20 protein-coding genes, 1 riboswitch and 1 other annotated feature are annotated in these 26,661 nt (G+C 48.8%); of the genes, 17 read left to right on the top strand and 3 right to left on the bottom strand.

All coding sequences use genetic code 11. The features are described from left to right. Positions 1-102 precede the first annotated feature (102 nt). Entirely contained in the window at positions 103-1,248 is a 1,146-nt protein-coding gene (iadA, locus tag Selli1_RS02555) for a beta-aspartyl-peptidase (RefSeq protein ID WP_281872245.1), read from the bottom strand. A 269-nt stretch (positions 1,249-1,517) separates the two neighbouring features. Between iadA and Selli1_RS02560 the strand changes: the two genes are divergently transcribed. The 4 genes from Selli1_RS02560 (at position 1,518) to Selli1_RS02575 (ending at position 4,685) form a co-directional block, all read left to right on the top strand. Next, complete coding sequence (locus Selli1_RS02560; protein ID WP_138373403.1) at positions 1,518-2,018, top strand: hypothetical protein; 501 nt, start codon at positions 1,518-1,520, stop codon at positions 2,016-2,018. A gap of 40 nt (positions 2,019-2,058) precedes the next feature. Next, positions 2,059-2,193: a sequence feature (ribosomal protein L10 leader region), on the top strand. A 30-nt stretch (positions 2,194-2,223) separates the two neighbouring features. Then, complete coding sequence (rplJ, locus tag Selli1_RS02565; protein ID WP_087167024.1) at positions 2,224-2,775, top strand: 50S ribosomal protein L10; 552 nt, start codon at positions 2,224-2,226, stop codon at positions 2,773-2,775. A 60-nt stretch (positions 2,776-2,835) separates the two neighbouring features. Beyond that, the gene (gene rplL, locus Selli1_RS02570; protein ID WP_087167025.1) at positions 2,836-3,210 is read left to right on the top strand and encodes a 50S ribosomal protein L7/L12; all 375 of its coding nucleotides are present in this window, start codon (positions 2,836-2,838) and stop codon (positions 3,208-3,210) included. Between the two features lie 257 nt (positions 3,211-3,467). Next, a complete protein-coding gene (locus Selli1_RS02575) occupies positions 3,468-4,685 on the top strand; it encodes an amidohydrolase family protein (protein WP_087167026.1) in 1,218 nt (405 codons plus the stop codon). Positions 4,686-4,830: 145 nt separating this feature from the next. Here the strand turns inward: Selli1_RS02575 and Selli1_RS02580 are convergent, their stop codons facing one another. Next, on the bottom strand, positions 4,831-5,565 hold the full coding sequence (locus tag Selli1_RS02580) for a DUF6198 family protein (RefSeq protein ID WP_087167027.1): 735 nt from the start codon (positions 5,563-5,565) through the stop codon (positions 4,831-4,833). Between the two features lie 80 nt (positions 5,566-5,645). Continuing rightward, positions 5,646-6,587, bottom strand: a complete 942-nt coding sequence (locus Selli1_RS02585; RefSeq protein WP_087167028.1) for an L-lactate dehydrogenase — start codon at positions 6,585-6,587, stop codon at positions 5,646-5,648. Positions 6,588-6,847: 260 nt separating this feature from the next. Here Selli1_RS02585 and rpoB point away from each other — a divergent pair, with 260 nt between their 5' ends. From rpoB to Selli1_RS02650, 13 genes are all read left to right on the top strand, one after another. Beyond that, a complete protein-coding gene (gene rpoB / locus Selli1_RS02590) occupies positions 6,848-10,717 on the top strand; it encodes a DNA-directed RNA polymerase subunit beta (RefSeq protein WP_138373400.1) in 3,870 nt (1,289 codons plus the stop codon). A 14-nt stretch (positions 10,718-10,731) separates the two neighbouring features. Then, positions 10,732-14,520 (top strand): DNA-directed RNA polymerase subunit beta', encoded by a 3,789-nt coding sequence (gene rpoC, locus Selli1_RS02595; protein WP_191434215.1) that lies wholly within the window; start codon positions 10,732-10,734, stop codon positions 14,518-14,520. Between the two features lie 169 nt (positions 14,521-14,689). After that, positions 14,690-16,027 carry a C1 family peptidase gene (locus tag Selli1_RS02600; protein ID WP_281872246.1) on the top strand — a complete coding sequence of 446 codons (1,338 nt, stop codon included), beginning with the start codon at positions 14,690-14,692 and terminating at the stop codon, positions 16,025-16,027. A 35-nt stretch (positions 16,028-16,062) separates the two neighbouring features. Beyond that, positions 16,063-16,632 carry an HD domain-containing protein gene (locus Selli1_RS02605; protein WP_087253541.1) on the top strand — a complete coding sequence of 190 codons (570 nt, stop codon included), beginning with the start codon at positions 16,063-16,065 and terminating at the stop codon, positions 16,630-16,632. A 10-nt stretch (positions 16,633-16,642) separates the two neighbouring features. Beyond that, a complete protein-coding gene (locus tag Selli1_RS02610; protein ID WP_281872247.1) occupies positions 16,643-17,551 on the top strand; it encodes an AEC family transporter in 909 nt (302 codons plus the stop codon). A 240-nt stretch (positions 17,552-17,791) separates the two neighbouring features. Then, positions 17,792-17,894, top strand: a riboswitch (glycine riboswitch). A gap of 122 nt (positions 17,895-18,016) precedes the next feature. After that, positions 18,017-19,258 carry a serine hydroxymethyltransferase gene (glyA, locus tag Selli1_RS02615; RefSeq protein WP_281872260.1) on the top strand — a complete coding sequence of 414 codons (1,242 nt, stop codon included), beginning with the start codon at positions 18,017-18,019 and terminating at the stop codon, positions 19,256-19,258. Between the two features lie 14 nt (positions 19,259-19,272). Then, on the top strand, positions 19,273-20,361 hold the full coding sequence (gcvT, locus tag Selli1_RS02620) for a glycine cleavage system aminomethyltransferase GcvT (RefSeq protein ID WP_118636120.1): 1,089 nt from the start codon (positions 19,273-19,275) through the stop codon (positions 20,359-20,361). 23 nt (positions 20,362-20,384) lie between these two features. Next, positions 20,385-20,765 (top strand): glycine cleavage system protein GcvH, encoded by a 381-nt coding sequence (gene gcvH / locus Selli1_RS02625; protein WP_087167035.1) that lies wholly within the window; start codon positions 20,385-20,387, stop codon positions 20,763-20,765. Positions 20,766-20,785: 20 nt separating this feature from the next. Then, a complete protein-coding gene (gene gcvPA, locus Selli1_RS02630) occupies positions 20,786-22,105 on the top strand; it encodes an aminomethyl-transferring glycine dehydrogenase subunit GcvPA (protein WP_281872249.1) in 1,320 nt (439 codons plus the stop codon). After that, on the top strand, positions 22,099-23,529 hold the full coding sequence (gene gcvPB, locus Selli1_RS02635; RefSeq protein ID WP_281872250.1) for an aminomethyl-transferring glycine dehydrogenase subunit GcvPB: 1,431 nt from the start codon (positions 22,099-22,101) through the stop codon (positions 23,527-23,529). Before gcvPA ends, gcvPB begins: the two co-directional genes overlap by 7 nt. Positions 23,530-23,540: 11 nt before the next feature. Continuing rightward, positions 23,541-24,539, top strand: a complete 999-nt coding sequence (locus Selli1_RS02640) for a lipoate--protein ligase (RefSeq protein ID WP_281872251.1) — start codon at positions 23,541-23,543, stop codon at positions 24,537-24,539. Beyond that, complete coding sequence (lpdA, locus tag Selli1_RS02645) at positions 24,540-25,961, top strand: dihydrolipoyl dehydrogenase (RefSeq protein WP_281872252.1); 1,422 nt, start codon at positions 24,540-24,542, stop codon at positions 25,959-25,961. 96 nt (positions 25,962-26,057) lie between these two features. Beyond that, entirely contained in the window at positions 26,058-26,585 is a 528-nt protein-coding gene (locus tag Selli1_RS02650) for a GNAT family N-acetyltransferase (protein WP_281872253.1), read from the top strand. Positions 26,586-26,661: the final 76 nt, after the last annotated feature.

Raw genomic sequence — 26,661 nt, forward strand, 5'->3', positions numbered from 1 at the left:
GCATTGAAATAAGTATAAGTATTGAAAAACAGGCATCGGCCGAGAATCAGACATCCCGGACCGTGCCTGCTTTTTGTTTAGCAGAAATTTCACAGTATCGGATCAGATTTCGTAGGTGCCTTTCTGAAGAAGCACATGATCTTCCAGCATACGCCTGCCGCCGGCAATGACCGTATGGATGGAAAGATCTTCTTCCAGAAGTAAAAGGTCTGCATCGGAGCCGGCACGGATACATCCTTTTTTCGGGAAGAGTTCCAGCGATCTGGCCGTGTTGGAAGTGGCAAAGCACAGAGCCTCTTCCAGAGGGAGCTGATATTCCTGGACGAGGACTTTGACCTCCTTCAGAACCGTATCTACCGGTGCGTATCCGATTGCAAGAAGACTGCCGGATTCATCATAAGTGGACCAGCTTCCCATTCCATCGGAACTTATGGTGATCTGCTCCATCGGGATACCACGTTCTCTGGCCTCCATGATACAGGCGGCCGGGCGTCCGGCTCCGTCAATCCCGCAGGTCAGATCGATGAAGCCGCCCTGACGGGCAAACGCAAACGCTTCCTCCAGAAGCTCACGTTTACGGTTGACGTGGGTCGGATGAAAGATCTTGACCGGAATGGCTGTCTGTGCAAGTGCTTCCCGGACAGGTGCAAGACCGGACGGGGCATCGCCCATGTGAAGGACAACGATACCACATTTTCCGGAAAGCATCCCGGCGGTGCGGGCATCGCTCCCTAGCCGCATGAGCTCATTGACAGTGACGTTTGGCGCTCTGTGATCCGAAAGGGCGAGTTTCACCCCCAAAATCTCATCGATAAATACGAGATCTCTTTTGACGTCTCCGGTCAGAGTGACGGACGGAAAGCCATAGGAACCGGTGCAGGCATAGGTGCTGATTCCTTCTTCTTTCAGTGCTTTAACACGGGCAAGCAGATTTTCAACGCTTCTGGTAATTCCGTCTGTTCCGAGAAGACCGACTACAGTAGTAACACCGCCCCGAATCAGATCTGACAGGGAGACAGGAGGAACCTGAGTGTGAAAACTGCCTTCGCCGCCGCCTCCGGTGACGTGCACGTGCGGATCGATGATTCCGGGAATGAGCAGCTTTCCGGTTCCGTCAATCACATGACAGGATGGAAGCGGGAGAGAGATGCGGTCCTCTATGGCTTCGATCTGTCCTCCACAGACGAGTACATCTTTGATTCCGATAATGTGAGGTGTATAGACTTCTGCTTGTTTGATTAAAATCATGTTCAAATCCTCCGTCAGCCGCATCCGGAATCCGGATGCCGTTTTTTGCTTTATTCAGGATCATTGTACCATGAATGATGGAATCTGGGTATTATAGAAACCCGGAAGAAGATTTCTTGCATCATCTGATTTCAATATGATAGAATGAAGCTTAAATATGAAGAGGGGGCTATGAGAATGAAAATGGAACGATATCGGATCACAAAAGCCGCCTTCATTCCTGCTACGCGTGGGGTGTGCTGGCTGTCGTAGTAGTTTCGGCGGGATTTATGATTGCTTTTGGCAGTGAAAACTGGCAGAGCATGACGTTGGTTCTGACCTTGCTCCCTGCAGTAACATCTATTATGATGGCGGCTGCGCCGATTCCGGAACTGAAAGGAGAAAAAGAGGACTCCGGGGCATCAGGAGTGCTGCACAGCAGAACCGCGGTTTTGTATCTGATCTGCATTTTCTTTGCGGGAGCGTCGGAATCGACGATGAGCCAGTGGGCATCCAGTTATCTGGAAACGGCATTTGGAATTAATAAAACGATAGGCGACCTGCTTGGCCTGGCGCTTTTCGGAGCGGCGACCTTCTATCCGCAGATTGTCGGGGTGATCACAGACAGCGCCGTCAGAAGTGAAAATGTGACGGCCTTTGCGCAGCAGTTTGGATATACAGCGGAACAGTTTGGAATGAAAGCAGGAATGTGCTTTGCGGTACTGGCACCGTTTCTTGGGAGCCTGCTGTTTTACAGAGCGATGAAAATCCCGTCAAAAACAGAAGAATAAAAATTAGCAAAAAATATTGACAACCATGAGTATATATGGTATTGTTACGAAGTAACTGCCGAAGACAGTAGGTGCCGGACGGCATAAGGATCAAAACGCCTACCGAGGAAGACAAAATTCTTTACTTGAATGTTGACCTCTCTGTCTTTTTGCAGAGAGGTTTTTTTCTGGCAGCTCACAAATACTACAAGGAGGTGCGTTAATCGTGGCAAAAGTGGAATTAAAACAGCCAATCGTGCAGGCGATCGCTGATGACATCAAGGATGCACAGTCAGTTGTCATTGTTGACTACCGTGGACTTACAGTAGCACAGGACACAGAACTGCGTAAACAGTTAAGAGAAGCAGGTGTCATTTACAAAGTCTGCAAGAACACAATGATGAAAAGAGCTTTTGAAGGTACGGATTTCGCAGGTCTGGAAGAATACCTGGAAGGACCGAGCGCAATGGTTGTATCTAAAGACGATGCTACAGCTCCGGCAAGAATCATCTGCAAGTTCGCCAAGACAGCAGAGGCTCTGGAAGTAAAAGCCGGTGTAGTAGAAGGAACTGTTTACGATGCAGCAGGAATCACAGAACTTTCCAAGATTCCTTCAAGAGAAGAGCTCCTTTCCAAATTGCTTGGAAGCTTACAGTCACCTATCACAAATCTTGCTCGTGTACTTAATCAGATCGCTGAACAGGGTGGAGCAGAGGCGTGCGAGGCAGCAGCAGAGGAAGCTCCGGCAGAAGAACCAGCTGAAACACCAGCTGAGTAATTGATTCAGAATCATTGATTCAAGAGAACGAAACCGATACAAAATATGGAGGTAAATAAAATGGCAAAATTAACAACAGCTGAATTTATTGAAGCTATCAAAGAATTATCTGTATTAGAATTAAACGATTTAGTAAAAGCATGTGAAGAAGAATTTGGTGTATCCGCAGCAGCAGGTGTTGTTGTAGCAGCAGCAGGCGGAGAAGCAGCAGCAGCTGAAGAAAAGACAGAGTTCGATGTAGAACTTGTTTCTGCAGGTGCTTCCAAAGTTAAAGTAATCAAAGTTGTTCGTGAAATCACAGGACTTGGATTAAAAGAAGCAAAAGACCTTGTTGACAACGCTCCGAAGGTAGTAAAAGAAGCTGTATCCAAAGAAGAAGCTGAAGAAATCAAAGCTAAACTCGAAGGAGAAGGCGCTGAAGTTAACGTTAAATAATTTCGTTGATGGAATGATGATGGCAGGATTCGCAGGAATCCTGCCATTTTTTGTTTAACAGGAAGCTTCGTTTCCTGCAAATGATAGATGTTCCCTTTCTGAGCATGGGTGAACAGAAATAAATTGTGCAAAATATATATTTTTCACCAGTTGTAATAAGATTAATTGTGCATTATAATAAATGGCATGGAGATGATTTCTCTTTGGGATGAAAGAGAAATATCATATGACAGTATGGGATCAAGGAGGAAAAAGACATGATAATCACAGCGGAACATCTGATTACCGGAGACGGAAGCACCGTGCTTGAGAAGGCGGCAGTGCTGATCGGAAAGGATGGCAAAATTGCAAAAGTAGGGAAGAAGGAAGAATTGACTGCCCAATATCCGGAGGAAGAAGTCAAAGATTATGGGGAGGCAACAATTTTGCCGGGACTTACCGATATGCATGCACATCTGGGATACTGGTTCAGCCAGCCGGACAGCTTCAACTATAATGATCAGATGATTATGATGTATGCACTTCAGCATGCGCAGGCGGCATTTACGAAAGGAATCACAAGTGTCAGAGACTGCTATTCTCCGCACGGAGTGTGCAAGACATTGAAACTTGCGGAGGAGAAAGGATTTATCACGATTCCCCGTATCACGCATGTGGGAGAAGGTATGTGTATGACGGGTGGACACTGCTGGGATGAAGTTGTTGAAGTGGATGGACCATGGGCAATCCGCAAAGAGATCAGAAAGCAGAGAAGAGATGGAGCGGAATGGATCAAACTGCTTACAAGCCACCGTTCCCATATTCCGGAGTACACCCAGGAAGAATTAGATGCGGCGGCAGATGAGTGCCACAGAAGAGGAATCAAATGTGTTGTTCACGCGGGAACTCATCCATCGATTCAGATGTGTATTGATGCCGGGTTCGATACGATTGAACACGGAACATTCCTGACAGTAGAGCAGGCGCAGCAGATGAAAGAAAAGGGAATTGCGTGGACGCCGACGATTTTTGCCTATACATATTTATATGAAGTGTGCAAGAAGAACATCGAGGAGGGAAACGCGGATGTATTCAATGATCCGGTTGCCGCAAAAGAGCAGAGGGATTATCAGTTCTATGAGCCGGCATATGAAGCCTACCGTGATCATTTTAAAGAGCTTTATGATACAGGTGTGACGGTCTGCACCGGAAGCGATATGGTAATGTACGGTGCTCCGGTTCTTCCAATCGCTCAGGAAATGGAGCTGATGGTAAAATACGGAATCACTCCGGTACAGGCGATTCAGACATCAACAGCAAACCCTGCAAAAGTTCTCGGAAGAGAAGATGAACTTGGAATGATTAAAGAAGGTCTGCTGGCAGACATTCTTGTAGTAGACGGAGATCTGAGCAAAGACATCTCCTGTGTTTATAATGTCAATACGGTATACCTTGGTGGAAAAACCGTATATTCACAGGGAGTAAGATTTGTATAAATCAGCCCTGGAATAGAAGAGTTCCTGTAGATTCTGACAGGGAATAATATAAGAAAGTGAAAAATCCCCTTCGGAAATGACCGCGCCGCTGGTGTGCGGATTCCCGGAGGGGATTTTTTGTATTGAGAAACTTGTTTCGCCTTGTTTAGTTTTCGATGCCGGCCAGCTGTTTCATTTTATCGTATGTAAAGTGGTTGAAGACGGCAATCGTGCGTCCCACTCCGATCATGGCAAGAATCGTGCCGACGCCGATGCCTATCAGATGCCCGGCGAAAGTGAGGCTTAATGTGATTGTGATGGAAATATTGAGCACATCGAAGCAGTTTTTGGTAAAGCCGACGCTTTTGTGTGCCGTATCTGCGATGGCCTGAACAATTCCATCACCTGGATTTGGTACGATGCGCATATTCAGGGACATGGCGGCTCCGATCCCGGTTAGAATGATTGCGATGACCAGAACGATGACGCGAAATGCCATTTCTCCTGCACTGCTTTCTGAACCGGAGTAAAGAGCCGGGATCAAAGCGGAGAATGCATTGAGAAACCGCGTAAAAATGAGGCTTAAAGGGATCTGGAGAATGTCCATCAGGAAAATCAGCTTCCGGTCACGCTTTCCTGCCTGGGACAGTGCGCCGTGTGATTCTTCTACATAGCGGTGTTCTCTTATGAGATGAAGAATAAGTTCGATGACCACAAAGAGGGAATAGAGAGCAAGAGTCATGTTGCCGAAATTATGTCCGGAGATGACTGCCGTGCTGTAAGCGACTGAGATAATAGGTGAGACTCCGAGCCCTGTCTTGGTGTTCAAGGTCAGACCCAGTGCGAGCACCAGAAGACCGATGATATAGAACAGTACACGGAAGAACGTAGATTGTTTCATGAAAATTCCTGCCTTCCTTCTAAGAAATGCTGCCATAAATCTGGCAGCATTTCTATTTTAGAGGTATTGGCAGGCATTTGTCAAATGGCAGAGTCAAGGACCTTCTTTAATTCTGCAGCGGATTTCTGAAGTTTTTCTTTTTCCTCCTGACTCAGCGGGATTTCCAGTACCTGTTCGGCGCCTTTTGCGGAGACAATGGTAGGAACACTGATGCACAGATCCGTGAGCCCGTATTCTCCCTCCATCAGACTGGAAACCGGGAGCACGGAATGCTCGTTGCGGATAATGCTCTCCGCGATCCGGCTCACCGCCATGGCAACACCGTAGTAGGTGGCGCCTTTCCGCTCGATGATTTCGTAAGCGCTGTCCCGCACGGTCCGGTAAATCCGGTCCATGGCCTCATCATGCTCGTAGTGGCCGCGGAGCTCGCAGAAATCATTGATGCCGATACCGGAGACATTGGCGCTGCTCCAGACGGCAAGCTCGCTGTCGCCGTGTTCACCGATAATATAGGCGTGAACGCTTCGGCTGTCCACATTGAGATGCTCGCTTAAGAGGTAGCGGAAACGGGCGGAATCAAGCACGGTGCCGCTTCCGAGGACCCGTTCTTTTGGGTAGCCGGAAATTTTGAGGGCGGCGTAGGTGAGGATGTCAACCGGATTTGCCACGATCAGCAGGATTCCTTCAAAATTTCTCTTTGTGATTTCGGGAATGATGGATTTGAAAATAGCTACATTCTTGTGGACGAGATCCAGTCTTGTCTCACCGGGTTTCTGGTTGGCGCCCGCTGTAATGATAATCAGCGAACAGTCGCTGATGTCGTCGTAACTTCCGGCGTAAATTTTCATAGGGGAAGTAAACGGCCGGCCGTGACTCAAATCCATGGCTTCGCCTTCTGCTTTGGCATGGTTGGCATCGATCAGAACCAGCTCTGAAAATAATCCTTTGTGTACCAGGCTGAATGCGGATGAAGCTCCGACAAATCCGCAGCCGATGATAGCGGCTTTTCTAATATTTATCATATCTGTTTCCTCCAAATAATTGTAATTCTAAAAAAATAGTAACAATTCTTGTTATCAACATAGCATAATATATGGAGAATTACAAGGGGTGAAAAAAATAAAAATTTTTCTTGACACGTGGAATGTGCTTGTGATACAATAAAATGCACTATTGTGGGAAGATGGGCTGTGAAGAGAGCAGAAAATGCTTGAATTTCCCGCAATAAACTATGAAAACTGGTGATTTTCACGAGAATAATAATACAAGGAGTGAAACGTCAATGGAGAAAAACAGAATTCGTCCCATGAAAAGCGGAAGAAGTTCCCGGATGACCTATTCCAGACAAAAAGAAGTTCTTGAGATGCCAAATCTGATTGAGGTTCAGAAAGATTCCTATCAGTGGTTCCTCGACGAGGGTTTGAAAGAAGTGTTCGACGACATTTCGCCGATTACGGATTACAGCGGACAGCTGAGCCTGGAATTTGTCGATTTTACATTATGCGAAGATGATGTGAAGTATACGATCGAGGAATGCAAAGAGCGGGATGCGACTTATGCAGCGCCTTTGAAAGTAAGGGTAAGGCTTTATAATAAGGAAACGGATGAGATCAACGAACACGAGATCTTTATGGGCGATCTGCCTATTATGACGAAGACAGGTACTTTTGTCATCAATGGTGCGGAACGTGTCATCGTAAGCCAGCTTGTACGTTCGCCTGGCATTTACTACGGAATCGCACATGACAAAATCGGTAAGCAGCTCTATTCCTGTACCGTGATTCCGAACCGTGGTGCATGGCTGGAATATGAGACAGACTCTAATGACGTTTTCTATGTAAGGGTAGACAGGACAAGAAAGGTGCCGATCACCGTGCTGATCCGTGCGCTTGGCGTGGGCACCAATCCGGAGATCATCGAAATGTTCGGCGAAGAGCCGAAGATTCTTGCAAGTTTCGGCAAAGATACTGCTGAAAACTATCAGGAAGGTCTCCTCGAACTTTACAAAAAGATCCGTCCGGGCGAGCCGCTTGCAGTAGACAGTGCGGAAAGCCTGATTACAAGCATGTTCTTCGATCCAAGAAGATATGACCTTGCAAGAGTCGGACGTTACAAATTTAATAAGAAATTACTCCTTAAGAACAGAATCACAGGACATGTTCTTGCAAGAGAAGTGTTCAGTCCATTGACAGGCGAGATCCTGGCGGAAGCAGGAACGGAAGTGACAAGGGAGCTTGCCGATACGATTCAGAACAATGCGGTGCCGTTTGTATGGATCAGCCGTGAGGGCGAGGACAGGGACATCAAAGTCCTTTCCAATATGGCGGTAGATCTCAAAGAGGTGACCGGCATTGAACCAAAAGAAGTAGGAGTTTCCGAGCTTGTGTATTACCCGGTTCTTGCAGATCTGATGGAAGAAGCGGCAGGTGATACAGAAGAGCTCAAAGAAGCAGTCAGAAAGAATCTCCATGAGCTTGTTCCGAAGCATATCACAAAGGAGGACATTTTTGCGTCCATCAACTACAACATGCATCTGGAATACGGCCTTGGAAATGACGATGATATCGACCATCTGGGCAACAGACGTATCCGTGCGGTAGGAGAACTTCTCCAGAACCAGTACCGGATCGGACTTTCCCGTCTTGAAAGAGTTGTCCGTGAAAGAATGACAACACAGGATCTGGAAGGTATCTCACCACAGTCTCTGATCAATATCAAACCGGTGACCGCGGCGGTGAAGGAGTTCTTCGGTTCCTCACAGCTGTCCCAGTTCATGGATCAGAACAATCCGCTTGGCGAGCTGACACACAAGAGACGTCTTTCCGCACTTGGACCGGGAGGTCTTTCCAGAGACCGTGCAGGATTCGAGGTGCGAGACGTTCACTATTCCCATTACGGAAGAATGTGCCCGATCGAGACGCCTGAAGGTCCGAACATCGGTCTGATCAACTCTCTTGCTACTTACGCAAGAATCAATAAATATGGTTTTGTCGAGGCTCCGTACCGGAAGATCGACAAGAGCGATCCGGAAAATCCGGTCGTAACAGACGAAGTTGTCTACATGACAGCAGACGAAGAGGACAACTACCACGTAGCACAGGCGAACGAACCGCTGGATGCAGAAGGACATTTTGTGAGAAAGAATGTATCCGGTCGTTACCGTGAAGAGACACAGGAATACGAGAGAAGCAAATTTGACTACATGGACGTGTCTCCGAAGATGGTATTCTCCGTTGCTACAGCGCTGATTCCTTTCCTGGAAAACGATGATGCCAACCGTGCGCTGATGGGATCCAACATGCAGCGTCAGGCAGTACCGCTTCTGACAACAGAGGCTCCGGTAGTCGGTACAGGTATGGAAGAGAAATCCGCGGTAGACTCCGGTGTCTGCGTCGTTGCAGAGGAAGCAGGCGTTGTAGAAAGAGCTGCTTCCACAGAGATCATTATCCGTCAGGACGACGGCGTGAAGAAGACTTACAAGCTGACCAAGTTCTTACGAAGCAACCAGTCCAACTGTTACAACCAGAGACCGATTGTATTCAAGGGCGACAGAGTGGAGAAGGGAGAAGTCATCGCAGACGGACCGTCCACATCCAACGGTGAGATGGCTCTTGGTAAGAACCCGCTGATCGGATTCATGACATGGGAAGGATATAACTACGAGGATGCCGTTCTCTTAAGCGAGCGCCTTGTTCAGGATGATGTATATACATCCGTTCATATAGAAGAATATGAGGCAGAAGCACGTGACACGAAGCTGGGACCGGAAGAGATTACACGGGATATCCCGGGTGTCGGTGATGATGCACTTAAAGACCTGGATGAAAGAGGAATCATCCGTATCGGTGCGGAAGTACGTGCCGGCGATATCCTTGTCGGAAAGGTTACTCCGAAAGGAGAGACGGAGCTGACAGCAGAAGAGCGTCTGTTAAGAGCGATCTTCGGTGAGAAAGCCCGCGAAGTCAGAGATACTTCTCTGAAAGTACCGCATGGTGAATATGGTATTGTCGTAGATGCCAAAGTATTCACAAGAGAAAACGGAGACGAACTTTCTCCGGGAGTTAACCAGGCAGTGCGCATTTACATTGCCCAGAAGAGAAAGATCTCTGTAGGAGATAAAATGGCCGGACGTCACGGAAACAAGGGTGTCGTTTCCCGTGTGCTCCCGGTAGAGGATATGCCGTTCCTTCCAAACGGACGTCCGCTTGATATCGTGCTGAACCCGCTTGGTGTGCCTTCCCGTATGAACATCGGACAGGTACTTGAGATTCACCTGAGTCTTGCGGCAAAAGCACTTGGATTTAATGTGGCAACTCCGGTATTCGACGGAGCAAACGAAAATGACATTATGGATACACTTGACCTGGCGAACGATTATGTAAATCTTTCCTGGGAAGAGTTTGAAGAAAAGCATAAAGAGGAGCTTCTTCCTGAAGTAATGCAGTATCTCTATGACAACAGGGAACACAGAAAGCTGTGGAAAGGCGTGCCGATTTCCAGAGACGGTAAAGTACGCCTGAGAGACGGACGTACAGGTGAGTACTTCGACAGCCCGGTTACGATCGGACACATGCATTACCTGAAACTGCACCACCTTGTTGATGACAAGATCCATGCACGTTCCACAGGTCCTTACTCCCTCGTTACACAGCAGCCGCTCGGTGGTAAAGCACAGTTCGGTGGACAGCGTTTCGGAGAGATGGAGGTATGGGCACTGGAGGCATACGGTGCGTCCTACACCCTGCAGGAGATCCTGACAGTGAAATCCGATGATGTGATCGGCCGTGTGAAGACATACGAAGCCATCATCAAAGGAGACAACATTCCGGAGCCGGGTATTCCGGAGTCCTTCAAGGTACTTTTAAAAGAGCTTCAGTCTCTCGGACTGGATGTACGTGTGCTCAGAGAAGACAATACAGAAGTCGAGATCATGGAAACATCTGATTACGGTGAGACGAACTTAAATGCAATCATTGAAGGAGACAGAAGGTATTCCAACGACAGGGAGTCCTACGGTGAGCATGGTTTCTCACAGCAGGAATTCCAGGGAGAAGAATTAGTTGACATCGAAGAAGGACAGGATGAAGAAGAACTGGATTTTAACGACGAAGACTTTACGATTGATTTTGACGAAATGTCAGATGAAGAATAGAAAGGGGTGCCGTAATGACGGGAAACAATAATGAAGCGACGTATCAGCCGATGACCTTTGATGCGATCAAGATCGGGCTGGCATCACCTGAAAAGATTCTGGAGTGGTCAAGAGGCGAGGTAACAAAGCCGGAGACCATCAACTACAGAACTTTAAAGCCGGAACGCGACGGGCTGTTCTGCGAACGTATTTTCGGACCAAGCAAGGACTGGGAATGTCACTGTGGTAAATATAAGAAAATCCGTTATAAAGGTGTGATCTGTGACCGCTGCGGTGTTGAGGTTACGAAATCTGCAGTACGCCGTGAGCGTATGGGACATATCGCACTGGCGGCTCCGGTATCCCATATCTGGTATTTTAAAGGAATCCCTAGCCGGATGGGACTGATTCTCGACCTTTCTCCGAGAACACTGGAGAAAGTACTGTACTTTGCTTCCTACATTGTACTCGATAAAGGGGAGACAGATTTACAGTACAAACAGGTGCTCTCCGAACAGGAATATCAGGAAGCAAGAGAAAAATGGGGAAGCGCATTCCGTGTCGGCATGGGCGCGGAAGCGATTCAGGAACTGTTAAAGAATATTGATCTGGAAAAGGAATACCATGAGTTAAGAGACGGACTCGAAGGAGCGACCGGACAGAAACGTGCAAGAATCGTAAAACGTCTGGAAGTTGTGGAAGCGTTCCGTGAATCCGGAAACAAACCGGAGTGGATGATCATGACGGTCATCCCGGTTATTCCGCCGGATCTGCGTCCGATGGTTCAGCTTGATGGAGGACGTTTTGCAACATCTGACTTAAATGACCTTTACAGAAGAATCATCAACCGTAACAACCGTCTGAGAAGACTTCTGGAGCTTGGAGCCCCGGATATCATCGTAAGAAACGAAAAGAGAATGCTTCAGGAAGCAGTTGACGCCCTGATCGACAACGGCCGCCGCGGCCGTCCGGTTACAGGACCGGGAAACCGTGCCCTGAAATCTCTTTCCGATATGTTAAAAGGAAAGTCCGGACGTTTCCGTCAGAACCTGCTCGGAAAACGTGTTGACTATTCCGGACGTTCCGTTATCGTAGTAGGACCGGAACTGAAGATCTATCAGTGCGGTCTGCCGAAAGAAATGGCAATCGAGCTGTTCAAACCGTTCGTAATGAAAGAGCTTGTTGCAAACGGTACAGCACACAATATCAAAAACGCAAAGAAAATGGTGGAAAGACTTCAGACAGAAGTCTGGGATGTCCTGGAAGATGTCATTAAAGAGCATCCGGTTATGCTGAACCGTGCCCCTACACTGCACAGACTTGGTATCCAGGCATTCGAGCCGATTCTTGTAGAAGGAAAGGCAATCAAGCTTCACCCGCTCGTATGTACAGCGTTCAATGCCGACTTCGACGGTGACCAGATGGCGGTTCATCTTCCGCTTTCCGTAGAAGCACAGGCAGAGTGCCGTTTCCTTCTCCTTTCACCGAACAACCTTCTGAAACCGTCAGACGGCGGTCCGGTAGCTGTTCCTTCACAGGATATGGTACTTGGTATCTACTACCTGACACAGGAAAGACCAGGCGTGAAAGGTGAAGGCAAGTTCTTCAAGAGCGTAAACGAAGCAATCCTTGCCTACGAAAACCAGGTAATCACACTGCACTCACGGATCAAGGTACGTGTCTCCAAGACAATGCCGGACGGAACTGTGAAGTCGGGAACAGTAGAGTCCACACTGGGACGGTTCCTCTTCAACGAAATCATTCCGCAGGATCTCGGATTCGTGGATAGAACCGTAGAAGGAAATGAGCTTCTTCTGGAAGTCGATTTCCATGTCGGCAAGAAGCAGTTAAAGAAGATCCTGGAAAAGGTTATCAATACACATGGTGCATCTGCAACAGCAGAAGTACTTGATAACGTAAAATCCATCGGATACAAGTTCTCTACGAGAGCTGCTATGACAGTATCCATCTCCGATATGACCGTTCCGCCGCAGAAGCCGCAGATGATCCAGCAGGCACAGGATACGGTGGATAAGATCACAAGAAACTTCAAACGTGGTCTCATCACAGAAGAGGAGCGTTACAAAGAAGTCGTTGAGACATGGAAGGCAACTGACGATGCCCTGACAGAGGCACTGCTTTCCGGTCTGGATAAATACAACAATATCTTCATGATGGCGGATTCCGGAGCCCGTGGTTCTGACAAACAGATCAAACAGCTTGCCGGTATGCGTGGTCTGATGGCAGATACGACCGGACGTACGATCGAGCTGCCGATCAAGTCCAACTTCCGTGAAGGTCTGGACGTACTGGAATACTTCATGTCCGCCCACGGAGCACGTAAAGGTCTGTCCGATACGGCGCTTCGTACAGCCGATTCCGGTTACTTGACAAGACGTCTTGTAGACGTTTCCCAGGAACTTTCTATCCGCGAAGTAGACTGCGTGGAGAAGGGAGAAGAAATCCCGGGAATGTATGTCAAGGCATTTACGGACGGAAATGAAGAGATTGAAAGCCTTCAGGAGCGTATCACAGGACGTTATTCCTGCGAGACAATCTGTGACAGAGAAGGCAATGTGATTGTCAAAGCAAATCACATGATTACGCCGAAACGTGCGGCTGCGATCGTAACAAAAGGTGTGGATGAAAACGGCAACGAGATCAAAAAGGTGAAGATCCGTACCATCCTGACATGTAAATCCCATCTGGGTGTCTGCGCAAAATGTTACGGCGCCAACATGGCAACAGGAGAGCCGGTACAGGTCGGCGAGGCAGTCGGAATCATCGCTGCCCAGTCCATCGGTGAGCCTGGTACACAGCTTACAATGCGTACCTTCCATACAGGTGGAGTTGCCGGTGACGATATTACACAGGGTCTTCCTCGTGTCGAAGAGCTTTTCGAGGCAAGAAAGCCAAAGGGACTTGCAATCATTACAGAGTTCGCCGGAAAAGCAACGATCAACGATACAAAGAAGAAACGTGAGATCATCGTTACCAACAATGAGACAGGGGAATCCAAGGCATACCTCATTCCGTACGGTTCCAGAATCAAGATTCAGGACGGCGTGGAACTGGAAGCCGGAGACGAGCTTACAGAAGGTAGTGTCAACCCGCACGATATCCTGAGAATCAAAGGTCTGCGTGCTGTACAGGATTACATGATTCAGGAAGTGCAGAGAGTATACCGTCTCCAGGGTGTAGATATCAACGATAAGCACATCGAAGTCATTGTGCGTCAGATGCTGAAGAAAGTCCGTATCGAGGAGAACGGAGATTCCGAATTCCTTCCGGGCACTATGGTAGACGCCCTTGAGTTCGAAGACAGAAATAAAGAACTCGTGGCTGAAGGTAAAGAGCCGGCAACAGGAGAGCAGATCATGCTTGGTATTACCAAGGCGGCACTTGCTACAAACTCCTTCCTGTCCGCAGCTTCCTTCCAGGAGACAACAAAAGTCCTCACAGAAGCAGCCATCAAAGGAAAAGTCGATCCGCTGATCGGTCTGAAAGAGAACGTTATCATCGGTAAACTGATTCCGGTTGGTACCGGTATGAGCAAATACCGCAATATCAAGCTGAATACAGATGCGATGATCGAAGCTCAGAAAGAAGAAGAGGCACGCCTCCGCAGAGAAGCTGAAGAAAAGGAAAATGCAAAAGAAGACGAGAAAGCAGAATCCGAAGCAGCTGAGGAGGATACAGAGATTCTTGGTGCAGATCTGGATCTGACAGAAGAACCGGAAGCGGAAATAGCTGAAGAGACGGCAGAGGAAGTTTCCGAAGAAACATCCGAAGAGGAAAGCCAGGAGACAGAAACAGAAGAATAAGAACGATCTGTAGAATAGTTTACTCAGGTAAAGCATAGCGCCCTGCGGGAAATCCCGCAGGGCGCTTATATTTTGACCCTGTAAAGCAAGTGTCGGGTATTTCGCCGTTTTCAAATTCGTGCTATACTATAGGGTAAAGACAAAAGAAAAAGGGAAAGGATGATGAAAAATGAATCAGTTTCAAGGATTGACAACAGATGATATTTCAGGCTTTGAGGAGAAGTATGCGGGCAGTGCGCTCTGCCGTGCGATGACGAACGCGCTTTATAAACATTCGGTAAAGGATGCGGCTTTCTGTCATGCGGGACTTGCCTCCTCACAGTATGCGTTTTCGATTGATATTCCGACGCTTCCGGTGACGAATCAGAAATCCAGCGGACGGTGCTGGATTTTCTCTGCACTGAATGTGCTGCGAGAAGTAACAGCGAAGAAATGTAATCTGGATAAATTTGAGCTTTCTCAGAACTATACGGCATTCTGGGACAAGTTTGAAAAGGCAAATTACATGCTTGAGAGCATTATTGATCTGGCGGACCGTCCGACAGATGACCGGACTGTATGCCACATTCTCTCTGAAGGCGTAGGAGACGGAGGACAGTGGGATATGTTTGTCAACCTTGTGGAAAAGTACGGGGTTGTTCCGAAGAGTGCAATGGAGGAGACGTATCAGAGCAGCAATACAGGAGCGATGAACGCCCTTCTGAATTCCAGACTGCGCCTGTGTGCGGAAAAACTTCGTGAGACAGTCAGAAGCGGAGGAGACGTGCAGGGAGAAAAGAAAGCGATGATGTCTGAGATTTACAGTTTCCTGTGCATGTGCTTCGGAAATCCGCCGAAGAAATTTGACTTTGAATATGTGGATAAGGATAAGAAATACCATGTAGTACGTGACCTGACACCAAAATCATTCTATGAAGAATATGTGGGACTGAAGCTTCGTGAAGATTATGTCAGCATCATCAATTCACCTACCGAAGATAAACCGTTTGGAAAGAGCTACACCGTTGACTATCTTGGAAATGTCGCAGAAGGTGCGCCGGTGCGTTACTACAATCTGCCGATGGACACGCTGAAAAGCCTGATTATCCGTCAGCTTTCTGACGGCGAGGTCGTTTGGTTCGGAAGTGATGTCGGCAAATACGGCGAAAGAGACATGGGACTCTGGTGCACGGAGTGCTATGATTTTGAAGGTACCTACGGCATGCAGTTTGATATGGAAAAAGGTGCCGGACTGGACTACCGGGAAAGCGCAATGAACCATGCGATGGTGATTACCGGCGTAGATCTGGACGAAGAAGGCAATGCACGGAAATGGAAAATCCAGAACAGCTGGAGTGATGAGCACGGGGAAAAAGGATACTATCTGATGAGTGCGGACTGGTTTGACCGGTATGTATACCAGGCAGTGATCAATAAAAAATATTTGACAAAAGAGCAGCTTGAGGAAGCGGCCGGGGAACCGGTTCATCTGAATCCGTGGGATCCGATGGGAACACTGGCACAGTAACATAATTCAAAGAATAGATTCAGGAGGAAAGAACAATGGCGGTTACACGTGATCAGGCATACGAGATTTTACATAAATACATGGAAGGAGAACGCTATCTGGAGCATTCTTATGCAGTGGAGGCGATCATGCGGGGAGTCGCAGAGAAGCTTGCTCCTGAAGAAGTAGAATACTGGGGCGTGGTGGGGCTCCTTCATGATCTGGATGAGGAACATTGTGAATGGAAGGAGCACCCGGAGACCCATGGACCGACATCAGTGGAAATCCTGAAGAAGGAAGGAATTGACGATCCGGTACTGTTTGACGCGATCTGTGCCCACAATCCGGAAAGCGGTGTGAAAGCAAAAACAAAACTTCAGTATGCGATTCTTGCATCCGATCCGATGAGCGGTTTTTTGAAAGCCATTGCTCAGATCTATCCGGATAAAAAGATTGCAAGCGTCAAACATAAATCTGTGCTCAAACGTTTCCGTGAGCTTCGGTTTGCAGCCGGTGCCAACCGCGACTATATGGAAGCGATTGAATTTACGGGCATGGATTTTGACGAATTTATCGACATTGCACTGGAAGCAATGCGCGGTATTGCGGACCGGATCGGATTGTAGGAGCAGGCGGATGGTATTTGAAAATATGCTGACGATGCAGGGGATGATGTTCTTCTTTGTGATCGTTGGATTTATCGTAAGAAAAAGAGGAATAGTAGGCACGACAGGAAGGTTGAACATGGTGGATCTGTGTCTGTATGTGCTGCTGCCGTTTAACATTTTTCATGCGTTTCTTGTACAGCCCCATCATGATGTCTGGAAGCCGGTTGTCATGACGGTGCTGTTATCCGTGCTGTATAATATGATATCTGTGGCGTCAGCGTTTCTGTTGTACAAAAAAACAGATGAGGAAAAGAGAAAGCCGCTCCGGTACGGGACGATTGTTTCTAACGGCGGCTTTCTGGGAAATCCGGTAATTGAAAGTATTTACGGGACGTCCGGGCTTTTGTATGCGTCAGTCTTCATGCTCCCGGTCCGGGTGGTCATGTGGTCGGTTGGCGTCTCCTGCTTTCTGCCGGGCCGGAAAAAGAATGTGCTGAAAAAGGTTGTCACTCATCCTTGCATTGTTTCGATTTATCTGGGGCTGATCGTCATGTTTCTTCCGGTATCCTGGCCGGACTTCTTTACCCGGGCGGTGGAGGGATTGAGCAGCGCCAATACGCCGATGAGTATGATGCTGATCGGAATGATGCTGGCGGAGATGGATCCAAGAGGATTGATTGACCGCACCATGGTATTTTATGCGGCAGTCCGCCTCGTATTGATCCCGGCGGTTGTATTTGCCGTGACAGCTCCTCTTCCGGTGAATCCGGTGCTGCGGGGGATTACCGTAATCATGTCCGGAATGCCGGCTCCGGTCACAACGGCGCTTCTTTCTTCCAAGTACCACGGGGATGAACGGTACGCGACAGGGATGATTTTCCTCAGTACCCTGTTGTCGCTTCTGACACTTCCGCTTTGGTGCCTGGCACTTGGCTAAAGAGGAAAAAGCATAGAAAAAAGCGATAAACAAGAAGAAATTGTCCACAAAATAACTGTCAAAATATTAACTGATAAGTTTATTTTTTAACACTTGACTCTGGAGTGTGTGAATTTTATAATAACTTTAAAGTTGAATGATGAACCTGTGAGATACCACTATGGCGCAGTGTGCGGCGCGGGAATGATAGCCGGAGCCGAAGGGGCATGCAAGAAACTCTCAGGCAAAAGGAACAGGTTCGGACAACACTCTGGAGAACAATATGATTGTACCGAAGAAGTAATCTGGCGTGCAGCACAGCACTGCTGGATAATCTTTCAGGTAAAAGGACAGAGGCAGATGAAAGGACTTCTCATGATGGAGAAGTTACTTGATCTGCTTTTTTTGTTGCCCCGGATTTTCGGCCGGAATCCGTATCGACAGAAAAAGCAAGAATATTGATTTGAGGAGGAAATACGTATGAGTATGGTAGGAGATGTTACGAACTACATCAAAGAGTACGATCCGGAAGTCGGCGGGGCTCTGGAACAGGAACTTGGAAGGCAGAGAAGAAATCTGGAGCTGATCGCATCGGAAAATGTAGTAAGCCCGGCGGTGATGCTTGCGATGGGGACAGTACCAACAAACAAGTATGCGGAAGGATATCCGGGGAAACGGTATTACGGAGGCTGTGAATATGTAGATGTGATTGAAAATCTGGCAATCGAGCGTGCAAAACAGCTGTTTGGATGCGAACATGCCTGTGTGCAGCCACATTCGGGGGCAAGCGCCAATATTGCGGTTTATCAGGCCTTTCTGAAGCCGGGAGATACGGTGATGGGACTCAATCTGGACCATGGCGGACACCTGACCCACGGCTCACCGGTGAATATGTCCGGAATTCTTTATCATTTTGTACCATACAGCATCAATGAAGAAGGATTTCTGGACTACGATGAAATCCGAAAGACAGCACTGGAATGCAAACCGAAGATGATTGTTGCAGGGGCGTCTGCATATCCAAGAGAGATCCGGTTTGACCGGTTTGCGGAGATTGCGAAAGAAGTGGGCGCCGTTTTGTTTGTGGATATGGCGCATATTGCCGGACTGGTTGCGGCCGGACTCCATCAGAGCCCGGTTCCTTATGCAGATGTGGTGACAACGACCACCCACAAGACGCTGCGGGGACCAAGAGGCGGCATAATCATGTGCAAGGAAGAACACGCAAAGGCCATCAACAAGGCGGTATTTCCAGGAACCCAGGGTGGGCCTTTGATGCATATCATCGCCGCGAAGGCAGTCTGCTTTGGGGAAGCGTTAAAACCGGAATTCAAGACCTATCAGGAACAGATTTTAAAGAACGCAAAAGCACTGGCCGAGGCACTGAAGGAAGAAGGCTTTGATCTGGTCAGCGGCGGAACGGACAACCATCTGATGCTGGTCGATCTCCAGAATATGAACATTACCGGAAAAGAACTGCAGCGCCGTCTGGACGAGGTTTATATCACAGTCAATAAAAACGCGGTGCCAAATGACCCGGCAAGTCCGTTTGTGACAAGCGGCATCCGGATCGGAACGCCGGCTGTGACAACACGTGGGCTTAAAGAAGACGAGATGAGAACGATTGCAAAGCTGATCAAGATGGCGGCAACAGACTTTGATACAAAGGCAGACGAGATCCGCAGCACAGTCAATGAAATCTGCGGCAGACATCCATTGTATGAATAAGGAGGACACGGGAGATGGAATTAAAAACACCACTTTATGAAGAACATGTAAAGGCCGGAGGAAAGATGGTTCCGTTTGCAGGTTATTCTCTTCCGGTGCAGTATCCGACAGGAGTGATCAAGGAACACATGGCGGTGCGCACCCGGGCAGGGCTCTTTGATGTTTCCCATATGGGAGAGATTCTCTGCACGGGAGAAGATGCGAAGGCAAATCTTCAGATGCTTCTCACCAATGATTATACGAAGATCAAGGACGGCCAGGCCAAGTACAGCCCGATGTGCAACGAACACGGAGGCACGGTGGATGATCTGATTGTCTACCGGAAATTCGAAGAAGAATACCTGATCGTTGTCAATGCGGCAAACAAGGAGAAGGACTACCAGTGGATGCTGGATCACCAGTTCGGAAACGTGACGTTTACAGATGTTTCCGACCAGTATGCGCAGCTTGCCCTCCAGGGACCGAAAGCCCTTGAGATTTTAAGAAAACTGACGGACGAAGAGAGTATTCCGGAGAAATATTATCACGCAGTGTTTGATGGCAGGGTGGCAGAAATCCCTTGTATCGTTTCCAGGACCGGCTATACAGGTGAGGACGGCGTGGAGCTGTATCTGGCGGCAGAATATGCGCCGCAGATGTGGAACGCGCTTCTGGAAGCCGGGAAAGACGAAGGACTGATCCCGTGCGGACTGGGAGCAAGAGATACCCTGCGGATGGAAGCTGCAATGCCGCTCTACGGACACGAGATGAACGAAGAAGTGACTCCTCTGGAAGCGGGACTTCAGTTTGCCGTAAAAATGGCAAAAGAAAATTTTATCGGGAAGAAGGCGCTGGAAGAAGCAGGAGAGCCAAAGAGAGAACGGATCGGATTGAAAGTGACCGGGCGGGGCATTATCCGGGAAGAGCAGAAGGTTTCGCTGGAAGGCACAGAGATTGGAACGACGACATCCGGCACACACTGCCCGTACCTTGGATATCCGATCGCCATGGCGCTTGTGAAGGCAGGAGCAGTCAGGACAGGAGACAAGGTGGAGGTTGACGTGCGCGGACGAAGCGTGGAGGCGGAAGTTGTAGATCTTCCATTTTATAAAAGACAGAAATAAAAATCAGAAAAGGAGAAACGGATATGGAAATCAGAGAAGAATTAAAGTATGTAAAATCACATGAGTGGGTAAAAGAGGAAGACGGAGTTGCAGTGATCGGGCTGACGGACTACGCCCAGTCAGAGCTTGGAGATCTGGTGTTTGTCAATCTTCCGGAAGAGGGAGATGAGGTGACGGTAGGAGAGGCATTTGGCGATGTGGAATCCGTCAAAGCGGTGTCTGATGTGTACTCTCCGGTATCCGGTGTGGTATGTGAAATCAACGAAAGACTGCTGGATGAGCCGGAATATATCAATGAGGCTCCGTATGATGCGTGGTTTATCAAAGTGAAAGACATCACAGAAAAAGAAGAGCTGCTCTCAGGAGCGGAGTATGAGGCGTTTGTAGAGAGCGAGAAAGAATAACAGAGAGGCGGTGAGTTCGGATGGGCGGCTATGTACCGAATACAGAGAAAGAAAGACAGGAAATGCTGCAGGCGGCCGGATATTCTGACATGGATGATCTCTTTGCGGACATTCCAGAGGAAGTCAGACTGAAAGGGGAGCTTGAGATCCCGGCGGGTATGCCGGAACTGTCTGTCAGAAGAGAAATGGAGAAAATGGCCGGAAAGAACAGGATCTTTCCTACCATTTTCCGGGGTGCCGGAGCGTACCGGCACTATATCCCGGCAGCTGTCACAAACATCACATCCAAGGAAAATTTTGTGACGGCCTATACCCCGTATCAGGCGGAAATCAGCCAGGGAATTCTGCAGTCCATCTTTGAATATCAGACAATGATCTGTGATCTGACCGGGATGGATGCGTCCAATGCGTCAGTCTATGACGGCGCTTCTGCAGCCGCAGAAGGAGTTTCCATGTGCCGGGAACGAAAACGGCAGAAAGTCCTGATTTCACAGACGTCCTCCCCGTATGTGATCCGGACGGTGCAGACCTACTGCCACGGAAATGGAATGCAGGTGGAGCTGATTCCGGAAAAGGACGGGCGTACGGACAAAGAGATTCTCAGAGAACAAATCGATGCACAAACGGCGTGTGTTTACATACAGCATCCCAATTATTACGGAAATCTGGAGGATGCAGAAGAAATTGGACAGATTGCCCATGAAGACGGGGCAAAATATGTGATGGGAGTCAATCCGGTTTCCCTTGGCATTTTAAAAACTCCGGCTGAATACGGAGCGGATGTGGCGGTCGGTGAAGGACAGCCGATGGGACTTCCACTGGCATTTGGAGGACCGTACCTTGGTTTTATGGCATGTACGGACAAGATGATGCGGAAGCTGCCCGGCAGAATTGTCGGACAGACAAAAGACAAAAACGGAAAGACCGGTTATGTGCTGACACTTCAGGCAAGAGAACAGCATATCCGGAGAGAGAAAGCGTCCAGCAATATCTGTTCCAACCAGGCGCTCTGTGCACTGGCGGTGACGGTATACCTGGCGTCCATGGGACCGGACGGACTGAAAGAGGCGGCGGTGCAGTGTGTCTCCAAGGCACACTATCTGGCAGGAGAGCTGGAGAAAATCGGATACCGCACGAAAAATCAGGGGAACTTTTTCCATGAATTTGTGACGGAATCCAGGGTGCCGGCAGGGGAGACCTTGAAGGCTTTGGAGGAACACGGAATTCTGGGAGGATATCCGCTGGATGAGCACCGGATTCTCTGGTGCTGTACGGAGATGAATACAAAAGAAGAAATGGATGAGGTCATCCGGATTCTGAAGGAGGTGCAGGGATGTTAATCTTTGAAAAAAGCAGACAGGGACGCGGATGCAGCATGCTTCCTGCGTGCGATGTGGAAGAGACCAGACTTCCGCAGGAAGACCAGAGACAGAAAGCCCTCCATCTTCCGGAAATCGCAGAGGGGGATCTGAGCAGACATTACAGTGAACTGGCGAGAAAGTCCCACGGAGTCAACGATGGATTTTATCCGCTTGGTTCTTGTACGATGAAATATAACCCGAAGATCAACGAGGCGGCAGCGGCACTTCCGGGATTTACCGGGATTCACCCGCTTCAGCCGGAACATACCGTACAGGGATGCCTGGAAGTACTCGATAAGGCGGAGAAATATCTCTGCGCCATTACCGGTATGGACCGGATGGTATTCCAGCCGGCGGCAGGAGCCCACGGCGAGTTTACGGGACTTCTCCTGATCCGGGCCTACCACGAAAGCAGGGGAGATACCAGGAGAACGAAGATTCTGGTGCCGGATTCCGCACACGGAACCAACCCGGCCAGCGCGGTGATGGCAGGCTATAAAGTGGTCAGTGTTCCGTCAGACGCGGATGGCTGCGTGGACCTGGAAAAGCTGAAAGAAGCGGCGGACGAAGAGACCGCAGGAATCATGCTGACGAATCCGAATACTCTTGGAATTTTTGAAAAACACATCCTGGAGATTACGGAAATCATCCATGAATGCGGCGGACTCTGCTACTATGACGGGGCGAATCTGAACGCGGTAATGGGAACGGTCCGTCCGGGAGACATGGGATTTGATGTTGTCCATCTGAATCTTCACAAAACTTTTTCCACCCCGCATGGAGGCGGAGGGCCGGGAAGCGGACCGGTAGGATGTAAAGAACTGCTCGCAGAGTTCCTTCCTTCCGTTCTTGTGGAAAAAGACGAGCATTATTATATGAAGAAACCGGAACACAGCATCGGGGAAATGAAAAGCTTTTACGGCAACTTCCTCGTCGTGGTGCGGGCCCTTTCCTACCTGATGACGCTTGGAAAAGAAGGCATCCCGGAAGCAGGCAGGAATGCAGTATTAAATGCCAATTATATGATGAACGGGTTAAAGGATATCTTCCCGGCGGCATACGGAAAGAGCTGCATGCATGAGTTTGTCATCAGCCTTGCCGATCTGAAAAAGAAGACGGGTATTTCCGCCATGGATATCGCCAAAGGACTGCTTGACAATGGCATTCATCCGCCGACCATGTATTTTCCGCTGATTGTCGACGAGGCATTGATGATCGAGCCGACAGAGACAGAATCACGCGAAACGCTGGATGAAGCGCTGGAGGTCTTCCATAATCTGTATCGTCAGGCACTGGAATATCCGGATCAACTGCATCGTGCTCCGGTTACCACACCGGTTACACGGCTGGATGAAGTGGAGGCAGCCAGACATCCGGTGCTGCGCTGGCATTTTGATGAATAGGGTGAAGCGACATGTTGGAAACACTTACATATATAGAAAGTCACGGAACCGATCCGTACAGAAATCTTGCGCTGGAGGAGTTTCTTCTCTTTGGATGTAAGGAGAAGGAGTGCATTCTCTACCTCTGGCAGAACGAAAAGACCGTGGTGATCGGGAAAAACCAGAACGCATGGAAAGAATGCAGAACAGAACAGCTGGAGAGGGACGGAGGCCATCTGGCAAGACGGCTTTCCGGAGGAGGAGCGGTATATCATGATCTGGGAAATTTGAATTTTACCTTTCTGGTTTCCGGAGAATATTATGATGTCAAACGGCAGCTTTCGGTCATTGCCGGGGCGCTGGAACATCTGGGACTGCACATTGAGGCGTCCGGCCGGAATGATCTTTTGATTGACGGGAAGAAATTTTCCGGGAACGCATTTTACCGCCATGGAGACCACTGCTATCACCATGGAACGATCATGCTGGATGTGGACAAGGAAAAACTGGGAAGCTATCTGACCGTCTCCAGGGAGAAACTGAAATCCAAAGGAGTGGATTCAGTACGGTCCAGAGTGGCGAATCTGAGAACGTATCTTCCGGATCTGACCATTGATGATCTGAAGTACGCTCTCCGCCAGGCCTTTGGAGAGGTGTATGGCTTTCCGGTACAGGAACGGAAGCTGGAGGACCGGGAGAAAAAGGAAATAGAAAGCAGGGCGGAATATTTCAGATCCTGGGAATGGCTCTATGGAAGAAAGATCCCTTTTCAGCATGAAATCACGAGGAAATTCCCATGGGGCGAGGTGACCATCCGGTTTCAGGTGGAAAACGGGAAGATCAAGGATGCGGCAGTCTATTCGGATGCCCTCAAAACCGGGATGATTGAAGCTCTTCCGAACTATCTGAACGGAGTACGGTTTTCCAGCAGAAGCATCTGTATCGAACTGGGTCTGTACTGGTCAGAAGATCCGGAAGAAGAGAAGATGCTGAAAGATCTGATAGAATGGATGAAAGAAGAGGAATGGTAGATGGAAGGACAATTTGATCTGATTGTAATCGGCGCAGGGCCGGGCGGCTATGTGGCTGCCATCAAAGCCGCAAAACTGGGGCTTCGCACGGCGGTTGTCGAGAACAGGGATATCGGGGGCACCTGCCTGAACCGGGGCTGTATTCCGGCCAAGGCCATGATTCATGCATCCTCTCTGTACAGGGAGATGCAGCACTGCGCGGAATTGGGAATCGGCACCTCTGATGTCACCTATGATTACGGGAAAATCCTGGCATATAAGGAAGAGACGACACAGCAGCTTGTTCAGGGAATTGAACAGCTTTTAAAGGCAAATGGCGTGACGGTGGTGAGAGGGACCGGCACCCTGCTTTCTGAAAATGGAGAAGAGAGGGAAGTCCTTGTCTCATCGGGGGATGGAGAACAGAGATACAAGGCATCGAACGTGCTTCTGGCGTCCGGATCAAAACCGCTTAAGATTCCGATTCCGGGAATAGAGCTGCCTGGAGTCATCACGAGTGATGAGCTGTTCCGGATGGAAGAACCGCCGCAGAGCATGGTGATTATCGGAGGCGGTGTCATCAGTGTGGAATTTGCCACTGTCTATGCGGCTCTGGGAAGCCGGGTGACGATTCTGGAGGCGATGCCGAGAATTGTTCCGAATATGGACAAAGAAATTTCCCAGAATCTGAAGATGATCCTGAAAAAGAGAGGAATCGAGATCCATACATCCGCGTCGGTACAGGCAGTGGAACAGGATGGAGACGAATACCGGTGCCGGTATGTGGAAAAGGAAAAAGAGCAGGAGGCAAAAGGAGACTGTGTGCTCTGTGCGGTGGGCAGGTGCGCCAATATGGACGGCCTGTTTGCGGAGGGGGCGGCGTCTGAGATAGAACGCGGGCGTGTAACCGTAGATGCAGACTTTGAGACAAGCATTCCGCATGTATATGCCATCGGTGACCTGATCGGCGGAGCCCAGCTGGCTCATGCAGCGAGTGCCCAGGGCATTGCCGTGGCGGAACACCTGGCAGGCCGGGAGAGGTCGGTGGATCTGAGTGTTGTTCCAGGCTGTGTCTACACAGATCCGGAAATTGCATCGGCCGGAATGACGGAAGAGGAAGCAAAGGAAAAAGGGATTCAGGTGGAAACCGGAAAGTTCATTATGAGTGCCAATGGGAAATCGTTGATCACGAAAGAAGAGCGTGGATTTATCAAGGTGGTGGCGGATAAGGAGACAAAGACCATACTGGGAGCACAGATGATGTGCGCGCGGGCAACGGACATGATTGGAGAATTCGTGACGGCCATAACCAATCGGATGACAGTATCTCAGCTCTTAAAGGGAATGAGAGCCCATCCTACCTATAATGAAGGAATCGGAGAGGCACTGGAAGAACTGGAAGGCGGGGCTGTCCATGTCGTTCCGAAGAAAAAGCGATCATAAGAAAAGCAATCTGGCAGGGTGTATAAAGCACCCTGTCTTTTTGTTGCCATAAGATAAAAAAACGGATATGATAGAAGAAAAAAGGAGGGAACAATCATGTCAGAAATCATTTACAGAGATGCGAAAGTGGAGGATGCCGAAAAGATTGTGGCATTCTACAATTATGTAGGAGGAGAGACAAGCTATTTAAGCTTTGAGAAGGATGAGTATCCGATGACCGTAAGCGAGCAGGAAGATGAGATCCGCTCTCTGGAAGGCAATCAGACAAACCGGATGCTCCTTGCCATGGATGGAGAGGAGATTGCAGGAATTGCTACAATTCATTCCACACACAAAATCAAAGCACGCCACGATGGTGAACTGGGAATTGTAGTGGCAAAGAAATATCAGAAACAGGGAATCGGAAGCAGACTGATCCAGATGCTGATCGACTGGTGCAAAGGAAACGGCGTTACAACCAGAATCAGCCTGGACACCAGAGCGGACAACATCCCTGCCGTTGCTCTCTACATGAAATTCGGATTTGAGATCGAAGGATGCCGGAAAAACTCCACACTTCTGAACGGCGTTTACTGTAGAGCAACATTTTATAAATGCTTGAGATTGAAAGAAAAAAGCAGATAGTAAGAATAGATGGATCAGAAGAATGATGAGAGTATGCCGTGATTTACTGCATGCTCTTTTCTCTTTACAGACAGGA

Origin of the sequence: Sellimonas catena (assembly GCF_027924685.1) — a bacterium.
GTDB classification, from domain to species: domain Bacteria; phylum Bacillota; class Clostridia; order Lachnospirales; family Lachnospiraceae; genus Sellimonas; species Sellimonas catena.

What these genes read in the sequence shown, in the direction of transcription:
- Selli1_RS02580 (WP_087167027.1), bottom strand. Translation starts at nt 5,565, where the DNA reads ATGAAACAATCTACGTTCTTCCGTGTACTGTTCTATATCATCGGTCTT.
- Selli1_RS02585 (WP_087167028.1), bottom strand. Translation starts at nt 6,587, where the DNA reads ATGATAAATATTAGAAAAGCCGCTATCATCGGCTGCGGATTTGTCGGA.
- Selli1_RS02605 (WP_087253541.1), top strand. Translation starts at nt 16,063, where the DNA reads ATGGCGGTTACACGTGATCAGGCATACGAGATTTTACATAAATACATG.
- glyA (WP_281872260.1), top strand. Translation starts at nt 18,017, where the DNA reads ATGGTAGGAGATGTTACGAACTACATCAAAGAGTACGATCCGGAAGTC.
- Selli1_RS02610 (WP_281872247.1), top strand. Translation starts at nt 16,643, where the DNA reads ATGGTATTTGAAAATATGCTGACGATGCAGGGGATGATGTTCTTCTTT.
- rpoC (WP_191434215.1), top strand. Translation starts at nt 10,732, where the DNA reads ATGACGGGAAACAATAATGAAGCGACGTATCAGCCGATGACCTTTGAT.
- gcvT (WP_118636120.1), top strand. Translation starts at nt 19,273, where the DNA reads ATGGAATTAAAAACACCACTTTATGAAGAACATGTAAAGGCCGGAGGA.
- rpoB (WP_138373400.1), top strand. Translation starts at nt 6,848, where the DNA reads ATGGAGAAAAACAGAATTCGTCCCATGAAAAGCGGAAGAAGTTCCCGG.
- gcvPB (WP_281872250.1), top strand. Translation starts at nt 22,099, where the DNA reads ATGTTAATCTTTGAAAAAAGCAGACAGGGACGCGGATGCAGCATGCTT.
- rplL (WP_087167025.1), top strand. Translation starts at nt 2,836, where the DNA reads ATGGCAAAATTAACAACAGCTGAATTTATTGAAGCTATCAAAGAATTA.
- Selli1_RS02650 (WP_281872253.1), top strand. Translation starts at nt 26,058, where the DNA reads ATGTCAGAAATCATTTACAGAGATGCGAAAGTGGAGGATGCCGAAAAG.
- Selli1_RS02575 (WP_087167026.1), top strand. Translation starts at nt 3,468, where the DNA reads ATGATAATCACAGCGGAACATCTGATTACCGGAGACGGAAGCACCGTG.
- Selli1_RS02600 (WP_281872246.1), top strand. Translation starts at nt 14,690, where the DNA reads ATGAATCAGTTTCAAGGATTGACAACAGATGATATTTCAGGCTTTGAG.
- gcvH (WP_087167035.1), top strand. Translation starts at nt 20,385, where the DNA reads ATGGAAATCAGAGAAGAATTAAAGTATGTAAAATCACATGAGTGGGTA.
- Selli1_RS02560 (WP_138373403.1), top strand. Translation starts at nt 1,518, where the DNA reads ATGATTGCTTTTGGCAGTGAAAACTGGCAGAGCATGACGTTGGTTCTG.
- lpdA (WP_281872252.1), top strand. Translation starts at nt 24,540, where the DNA reads ATGGAAGGACAATTTGATCTGATTGTAATCGGCGCAGGGCCGGGCGGC.
- gcvPA (WP_281872249.1), top strand. Translation starts at nt 20,786, where the DNA reads ATGGGCGGCTATGTACCGAATACAGAGAAAGAAAGACAGGAAATGCTG.
- iadA (WP_281872245.1), bottom strand. Translation starts at nt 1,248, where the DNA reads ATGATTTTAATCAAACAAGCAGAAGTCTATACACCTCACATTATCGGA.
- Selli1_RS02640 (WP_281872251.1), top strand. Translation starts at nt 23,541, where the DNA reads ATGTTGGAAACACTTACATATATAGAAAGTCACGGAACCGATCCGTAC.